The organism is Actinoplanes regularis (genome assembly GCF_900188005.1).
Taxonomy (GTDB): Bacteria; Actinomycetota; Actinomycetes; order Mycobacteriales; family Micromonosporaceae; genus Actinoplanes; species Actinoplanes regularis.
The window spans coordinates 426,494-434,292 of sequence record NZ_FZNR01000007.1 but is presented as its reverse complement, the minus strand read 5'-3'; the positions used below and the strand labels follow the sequence as shown (position 1 = coordinate 434,292).

Sequence of the window (7,799 nt, the reverse complement as noted above, 5' to 3'; positions counted from 1 at the left end):
GCCAGCGTCGCCGCGGCCACCAGGGCGGCATCCGTGATGCTGATCCGGTGGTGCGCCTCGTAACGGTCACGCAGACCCTTGAGGATCTCGATGGTCTGCGCCAGCGACGGCTCACCGACCTGAATCGGCTGCAACCTTCGTTCGAGAGCCTTGTCCTTCTCCAGGTGCTTGCGGTACTCGTCGAGGGTCGTCGCGCCGATCGTCTGCAGCTCACCACGCGCGAGCATGGGCTTCAGGATCGAGGCCGCGTCGATCGCCCCCTCGGCGGCACCCGCACCGACCAGGGTGTGGATCTCGTCGATGAACAGGATGATGTCGCCCCGCGCGTTGATCTCCTTGAGCACCTTCTTCAGGCGCTCCTCGAAATCGCCGCGATACCGCGAACCGGCCACGAGGGAACCCAGGTCCAGGGTGTAGAGCTGCTTGTCCTTGAGGGTCTCCGGCACCTCACCCTTGGCGATCGCCTGCGCGATCCCCTCCACCGCCGCGGTCTTGCCGACACCCGGCTCGCCGATCAGCACCGGGTTGTTCTTCCGGCGGCGGGACAGCACCTGCATGACCCGCTCGATCACCGACTCCCGGCCGATCACCGGGTCGAGCTTGCCGTCGCGGGCGTCCTGGGTGAGATTCCGGCCGAACTGCTCCAGGATCGGGGAGATCGTGGCCGGGGCCGCACCGGCCACGGGCTGCTCGGGGCTCCCCTCCGAGGGGAAGCCCGCCACCAGCTCGATCGTCTGCTTGCGGACCCGGTTGAGGTCGGCGCCGAGCTTGACCAGCACCTGGGCGGCGACGCCCTCACCCTCCCGGATCAGACCGAGCAGGATGTGCTCGGTACCGATGTAGTTGTGCCCGAGCTGCAACGCCTCCCGCAGCGAGAGCTCCAGCACCTTCTTCGCCCGCGGCGTGAACGGGATGTGCCCGCCCGGCACCTGCTGACCCTGGCCGATGACCTCCTCGACCTGCTGACGGACCCCCTCGAGAGAGATGCCGAGGCTCTCGAGAGCCTTCGCGGCGACACCCTCCCCCTCGTGGATCAGACCGAGCAGGATGTGCTCCGTACCGATGTAGTTGTGGTTGAGCATCCGGGCCTCTTCCTGGGCCAGGACGACAACCCGTCGGGCACGGTCGGTGAACCGTTCGAACACGACACTCACGTCCTCGCAGCGGAGCCCCACGCACCCCGCCGAAGAAGCGCACGCGGACGTGCGAAAGTGGACGGGAGTCGCGTGCGCTGAGTCGGAGCCTCTTGGCGTTGACGCGGGGTCCGCGTGGGGGATCCCGCAACGCTCGTGCAGGCGCGCTGCCCCCTCAGGTTACAACCGGGGAGACCTAGGATGAGGGACGGGAGGACCACGATGAGCCGACGATCCGTACCCGACCGAGCCCGCCGACGTGCGATCCGAGCCCTGGCAGCCGAACTCGGCGTGGCCTATTCGGTCGCCGCGCGCCTGCTCAGGGCCGACTCCCCGGCCTCGGCCAGGCGGCTGCCCCTCCGCTTCCCGGTCGGCGACGACGAGCACCGCGCCTGGATGTTCGCTGCTCGCGAACACCGCACGTTCCATTCCCGAGTGCGCGACACCCGGCTCGCCACCGACCTTCCGCTGGGCCGCGCCGCACACCTGACCCGGCGGTTCCCTCGGCTGCGCGCCACCGGCGGGATCGGTCCGCTCTACGACGGCGAGGGGCGCGAGACCACTCTCGCCATGCTCTACTCCGTGCTCGGGCACGAGTCGCCGAGCCTGCTGCCCCACCCCGACGAGCTCTCCTGGGCGGCCGAGCTCGGCGAGGAGACGGCGGTCGACATCGCCTGCGCCGCGCTCGACCGGGCCGCCCGGCAGCTGCTCGACCACGACCGCTGGCGGCTCTGGGCGCGCGTGGAGGCCGCGCTCGACGCCGGTGCCGCCGGCACCGACCGGAAGGCCCGGGACGCGGCGATCGTTCTCGGTCAGGAACTGCGCTCCACGAGCCTGCGCGGCTCACTCGACGGGGTCCGGCACATCCTCGACGCGCTCCTCGTCGAGACGTACGACTGTCACCCGCCGGGCATCCGGGTGCGCGTCGCGGGTCAGTCCGGCATCGTCGTCGGCGCCGAGTGGGGACCGACCGGCCCGCCGATCGGCTATCAGGTGCGCCTCGACACCGAGCCGGGCCTCCGCACGGTGCCCACGACCGACGTGACGCCCGAGTCGGCCGCCGAACCGGAGCCGATTCCGACCTGATCACTCCCGGCCGCACGGAGGTGCGGGCACGGAAACGATCAATGCGGGCCGCCCGGGACGGACGACGGCTCGCCGCCGCCGGTGACCGGCTCCGGGTCGATCGCCAGGACGGCCGGGTCCCCGCCGACGACGAAGGCGTGGCGGGGATGCTGGACCGAGGCGAGCGAGACGATGTCGCGACCGAACACCGCGGCGGCCAGCCAGATCGCCAGCACCCGGACCTTGCGCTCCCAGCTCGGCACCGCGAGGACGTGGTAGCCCCGGTGCATCAGCCAGGCGGGGAAGCCTCTGATCACGATGCCCTTCCACTCGAAGATGCCCCGGCCCAGCCCGAGCGTGGCAACCGTGCCGAGACTGTGGTGCCGGTACCGCCGCACCTCACGACCGCGCAGCTCGGCCAGGAGGTTGCGGGCCAGCAGTTTGCCCTGGCGCACCGCGTGCTGCGCGTTCGGCACGGTCACGCTGCCGCCACCCGCGGCCAGGTCCGGAACGGCCGCGTCGTCGCCGGCGCCCCACGCGTCCGGGACCGGCGCGTCCTCGGTGCCGACCCGCAGATCCGCCCGGACGACCAGCAGGCCACGCGCGTCGATCGGCAGGTCGGTGTGCCTGTGCACCATCGGGTTCGCCGCGTTGCCCGCGGTCCACACGATCAGCTCCGATTCGAACGCGACCCCGGTCGACAGCACCACGTGCCCACCGGTCGCGGAGGTCACCAGCGCGCCGAGGTGCACGTGCGCGCCGCGCTTCTCCAGCGACCGGACCACCCAACGGCCCTGCTCGGCGGAGACCTCCGGCAGGATCCGGTCGCGGGCCTCCACCAGATGGAAGTCCAATTCCTTCGGATCGAGCTCGGGGTACGCCCTGACCAGCGCCGTGGCCAGCGACAACAGCTCGCCGAACCCCTCGACGCCGGAGAACCCGCCACCGACGAACGTCACGGTCAGCAGCCGTTGCCGGCGCGGCCCGGGAGGCAGCGTGGAGGCTCGGTCGAACGAGGTGAGCAGCTGGTCCCGGATCGCCACCGCCTCCTCGACGTGCTTGAGGCCGATCGCCCGCTCGGCCACGCCGGGAATGGCCAGTTTGCGGGTCACCGCGCCGGCCGTGACGACGATCGTGTCGTACGCCAGGGGATGTTCCGGCCCTTCCGCCGGACGCACCGTCACGGTGCGCGTCGCGTGATCGATCCGGACGACCGTACCGGAAATGATCTTGGTCTTCTTCAGATGCCGCCGCTGCGAGACCGCGGCGTGCCGCGCCTCCACCGAACCCGCCAGCACCTCGGGCAGGAACGGCTGATACGTCATGTACGGCCGCGGGTCGATCAGGACGACCCGTGCCTCGCCCGGCCGGAGTCTCCGCTCCAGCTTCCACGCCGCGTAGAACCCGGCATACCCGCCGCCGACTACCAGAATCGTTCGCACATCAATGAGACGGTACAGCCCGCGCATCTGTGACAGTCGATCCGGCATGATGCTCGGATCGATCGGGGAGGCACCATGAGTTTCGAGAACCTTCCGCCGGACGAGGGCCACCTGGAGACCTTTGCCCTGGCCAGCCGCCGGATGATCCGCTTCAGCGCGGGTTACCTGGTGGTCTCGGTCCTGACGACCGTGCTCATCCTGGCCGGGGTGGCGGCGCTCCGCAGCGGCGCCGCCGACCCGCTTTCCGTCGGCACCCAGGCGTCCTTCGCGATCACCAACCTGGTCCTCGGCTCGGCGATGCTGATCTGCGTCCTCGGCCTGCTGGTCTCCACGATCGTCTGGGTCGTCAGCGCGCACCGGGCGACGCCCACCGGCCCCGGCGCCACCGGTTACGGGGGCCTGCTCCTCGCCGTCCCGCTGATCGCGCTGAGCCACCTGCTGACCGCTCCGGCCCTGGTGCTGGGCGCCCTCCGGCTCGGCGCCTGGGCCGCTCTCCTCGCCGGTGTGGTGACCACCCGCGCCCGGATCCGCCGCGAGACCGGTCGCCCCGACCTGGGCGGCCGCCGGAAGCCGATCGTCACCAGCGACGACTGGGACGCCTCCAGGTGGGACCCCGAGGTGCAGCTCGACATCGAGCGGCGCGGCCGCCCCACCGAGTGAGCCCACAACCGTGACAGCGGCTTGTTTCGGCGTCCTGCGTTCGAAGCCTCCGCAGAGGTACTGCGGCAGGCCACCGTTCTTGACGCATCTCTCAGCCGCACGACATAGCCGGTCAGCAGCCGCCCGCCGGGGCCCGGAGTCTGACCGTCCAGGTAGGTGACCGGCGCCAGAATTCCCGTGCCGTCTGGGTGCGGTCGGTATTGGCAGTGAGGGCGAACGGGGAGCGGGTGCGCGACCGGTGTGGCAGGACGTAGCGGCGGTACGGGAAGACCTGCGTGACGGCGGAGCGGTCGCGCTCGCGAACGCGCTGTCGGCGAACGATGTGCGGACGTGGCTGGCACTGGAGCCGGCTGAGCGGCGTGAGGTCCTGGCAGCCGCTTCGCCGAGCAGGCGCGACGAGATCGCCGCATTCGCGAAGCGGGTGGCCACTCGCGACGCGACAACCATCTTCGATGACCTGGTCACCTTTCCGGACCTGTCGGCCGGCACCTGCTGCACGGCGTTGGAGAGGCTGTACGACCGGTGGGCCGGAACCATCGATCCCGGACGGGCGCGGGCCTACCTGGCCGCCGCGCTGCCGCACGGGCCCGCGTACCCGAAGATCTTCCGTTGTGCGGCGCGGGTGTATCTCGAGCTCGGTGAGCGGGACCGGGTGGTGGAGACGGTCGCCGCCTGCAAGCGGAGCGGACGTTCTCTCCGGCGGATCCGTGACGAGATGGCGCTGGCGCCCATGTGGGGACATCCGGGGTATGCCGAACTGTTCGCCCACATGTCTCCGCCGCTGTTCGTCGACCTGGACGCCGCACTCCTGGCCGGGCCGGAAGCGGTGCGCCGGCTCAGGACCGATTCGGGCCCGTGGGGTGAGCTGCGGCGGCTGGTCAACCTGGAGCGGGTGGATCTGCGGTGGGGCGACGAGCAGGCGTTGGAAGGGCTGGCGGAGCTGCCCAGGCTGGTCAGCGTGAAGTTCCACGGTCGCTGCCGCGGGCCGAAGCCGACGTGGGCGCTGGCGACCCTTGTCGAGCTGCCGGCCCTGCGGGAGTTCAGCTTCGAAGCGTCGGGTGTGTCGGTGCAGCCGGATCAGGTGCGGGCGTTGCGGGCCGACTTCGCCCGCCGCGACCTGCCGGAACAGGACCGGACGCTGCACGTGGCGCTGCTGTTCGACACCGACGACGGTACGGCGGAACAGTTCGGCGTACGTGGCCTGGTGGCCGCGCTGGACTCGGCCGTACCGGCGGTCCGGCAGACCGCGCAGCGGATCCTGGCCTACCATCTCGCCGTCCCGGCCGGCGGCCTGCCCCACGGGGCCGGGATCCTGCTGGCCGGCGAGCTCAACGCCGATCGGGCCGTGCTGGTGGACCGGCTCGCGGCGGCCGGCGTCACTGTGCAGCGCGAGCCCGGCCCGGCGACCCGGCTGGCCGTCGTCGGCGAGCGGCACGAAGGACGGGCGCTGACCTACCTGGACGCCGGCATCCCGCTGATTCTCGAGGACCACCTGCGCGCGTCGCTCGACCGGATCGAGCAGCGGGACCCGATCGCGCGACTGCGGGCACGGGATGTCACCGACACTCCGGACGCCTGAGCCGCGAAGGTCCTCGGTTCGCCCTGGTCAGGGCGGTCGAGGAAGCATGAATCCGGATTCATCCGGCATCATGGTCCGGACGACGAGGAGCACGCTTGAATCTGACTGAGGCGCGGGAGTTGGCGCTCGGCCTGATGGCCCGGCACGGTCTCACCAGATGGCGGCTGACCTTCGACGACGCCAAGACCCGTGCCGGGGTCTGCCGTGCGGACCGCAGGGAGATCGGGCTGTCCCGCCGGCTGATCGCGCTGTACTCCCCCGCCGAGGTAACCGAGACGGTCCTGCACGAGATCGCTCACGCGCTGGCCGGCCCCGGTCACGGCCACGACGCGGTGTGGCGGGCGACGGCGATCCGCATCGGCTGCTCGGGCCGCCGGTGCGTGCCGGCGGAGGCACCGCGGATCGACGGTGACTGGGTCGGTGTCTGCCGCTCCGGGCATCGGACGTCGGCTCACCGCCAGCCGATCCGGGTCAGATCCTGCCGCGAATGCTCACCGCGGTTCGACCGCACCGCCGTCTTCGCCTGGACCTACCGGGGTCTGCCGGCGCCGGTCCACCCCGGCTACGCCGCCGAACTGAGCCGCCTGCAGAGTCCCGCGCCGTCCGGCCGGCCCGGGGTCGGCGACCGGGTCCGGCTCAAGGGCGGCGGCAAGTACGGCGGACTGGTCGGCACCGTCGTCAAACAGGGCCGGACCCGCTACCAGGTCCAGACCAGGGCCGGTGTCCTGGGCGCCCCCTTCACCCTGGTCGAGCCCGCCTGACAGCACAGTGCGCCCGGGTGTCCCGGTGGGACCGGGACACCCGGACGGCTGTCACTTGGTGAGCGGCGAGAGCTTCGGGTCGTTGGCGTACGCCTCGGCGGCGTTGGCCTTGGTGACGATCAGCGGCGGCAGCAGGTACGCCGGGACGACCTTGACCCCGTTGTTGTACGACTTGGTGTCGTTGACCTGCGGATCGCTACCGGTCTGGAGCGTCTTGACCATGTTGATGGTCTCGGCGACCAGCTTGCGGGTGTCCTTGTTGATCGTGGAGTACTGCTCGCCGGCCATGATGGACTTGACCGACTCGACCTCGGAGTCCTGGCCGGTCACGACCGGAATCGGCTTTCCGGCGCCCTTGATCGAGGTGATGATCGCGCGGGCCAGGGTGTCGTTCGGCGACAGCACGCCGTCGAGGGTCTTGCCGCCGTTGTATGTGGAGTTGAGCAGCGAGTCCATCCGGCTCTGCGCGTTCTCCGCCTTCCAGCCCTGGGTGGCGGTCTGCTTGACGTCGGTCTGGCCGGAGCCGACGACCACGTTGCCCTTGTCGATCTCGGGCTTGAGCACATCCATCGCGCCGTTGAAGAAGACGCCCGAGTTGTTGTCGTCCGGCGAGCCGGAGAAGAGCTCGATGGTGTACGGCCCGGTCGGCTTCTTCGCCTTCATCCCGTCCAGCAGCGCCTGGCCCTGCAACTGACCGACCTTGAAGTTGTCGAACGCGATGTAGTAATCGACGTCCGGCGTGTTGGTGATCAGCCGGTCGTAGGCGACCACGACGGCGCCGGCCTGCTTGGCGGCCGCCACCTGGGTGGAGAGCTGCGCGGCGTCGGTCGCGCCGATCACGATCACCTTGGCACCCTTGGTGGTCATCGCGGTGATCTGGGCCTGCTGGTCGGCGACCGTGGTCGACGCGCCGGCGTACTGGACGTCGGACTGGAAGCCGGCCTCCTTGAGCCCGTTGGTGAACAGGTCACCAGCGAGCACCCAGTTCTCCGAGGTCTTGGACGGCAGGGCGACCCCGATCAGGGCGTCCTTGGCGAAGCCCTTGCCACCGGCCGGGGTGTCGCCGCCGGACTTCTCGCGGTCGTTGGAACAGGCGGTCAGCGCGAGCACGGCGGCAGCGCCGACAGCCAAACTCTTGATCAACATCTTCCGCATGCAG

The 7,799-nt window shown here is 70.6% G+C and carries 7 protein-coding genes; 4 read left to right on the top strand and 3 right to left on the bottom strand.

All coding sequences use genetic code 11. The features are described 5' to 3' along the window. The coding region (locus CHC09_RS21440) for a Clp protease N-terminal domain-containing protein (RefSeq protein WP_143232454.1) at nt 1–1,145 on the bottom strand (1,145 nt) is incomplete at its 3' end. A gap of 210 nt (nt 1,146–1,355) precedes the next feature. Here CHC09_RS21440 and CHC09_RS21435 point away from each other — a divergent pair. Beyond that, on the top strand, nt 1,356–2,219 hold the full coding sequence (locus CHC09_RS21435; protein WP_143232451.1) for a hypothetical protein: 864 nt from the start codon (nt 1,356–1,358) through the stop codon (nt 2,217–2,219). A 38-nt stretch (nt 2,220–2,257) separates the two neighbouring features. Here CHC09_RS21435 and CHC09_RS21430 read toward each other — a convergent pair whose 3' ends face one another. Next, nucleotides 2,258–3,640, bottom strand: coding sequence for an NAD(P)/FAD-dependent oxidoreductase (locus CHC09_RS21430; RefSeq protein ID WP_089294967.1), 1,383 nt, complete (start codon nt 3,638–3,640; stop codon nt 2,258–2,260). A gap of 75 nt (nt 3,641–3,715) precedes the next feature. Between CHC09_RS21430 and CHC09_RS21425 the strand changes: the two genes are divergently transcribed. From CHC09_RS21425 to CHC09_RS21415, 3 genes are all read left to right on the top strand, one after another. Further along, nucleotides 3,716–4,300, top strand: a complete 585-nt coding sequence (locus CHC09_RS21425; RefSeq protein ID WP_089294924.1) for a hypothetical protein — start codon at nt 3,716–3,718, stop codon at nt 4,298–4,300. 238 nt (nt 4,301–4,538) lie between these two features. Further along, nucleotides 4,539–5,879: a hypothetical protein gene (locus CHC09_RS21420; protein ID WP_089294923.1), complete on the top strand. Its 1,341-nt coding sequence runs from the start codon at nt 4,539–4,541 to the stop codon at nt 5,877–5,879. Nucleotides 5,880–5,974: 95 nt separating this feature from the next. Further along, nucleotides 5,975–6,640 carry a SprT-like domain-containing protein gene (locus tag CHC09_RS21415; protein WP_089294922.1) on the top strand — a complete coding sequence of 222 codons (666 nt, stop codon included), beginning with the start codon at nt 5,975–5,977 and terminating at the stop codon, nt 6,638–6,640. Nucleotides 6,641–6,691: 51 nt separating this feature from the next. On the opposite strand, the gene CHC09_RS21410 is transcribed toward CHC09_RS21415, so the two are convergent. Further along, complete coding sequence (locus CHC09_RS21410) at nt 6,692–7,795, bottom strand: substrate-binding domain-containing protein (RefSeq protein ID WP_089294921.1); 1,104 nt, start codon at nt 7,793–7,795, stop codon at nt 6,692–6,694. Nucleotides 7,796–7,799: the final 4 nt, after the last annotated feature.

Bases quoted from the DNA above. Each gene is read 5' to 3' on its own strand.
- CHC09_RS21410 (WP_089294921.1), bottom strand. From the start codon at position 7,795: ATGCGGAAGATGTTGATCAAGAGTTTGGCTGTCGGCGCTGCCGCCGTG.
- CHC09_RS21435 (WP_143232451.1), top strand. From the start codon at position 1,356: ATGAGCCGACGATCCGTACCCGACCGAGCCCGCCGACGTGCGATCCGA.
- CHC09_RS21425 (WP_089294924.1), top strand. From the start codon at position 3,716: ATGAGTTTCGAGAACCTTCCGCCGGACGAGGGCCACCTGGAGACCTTT.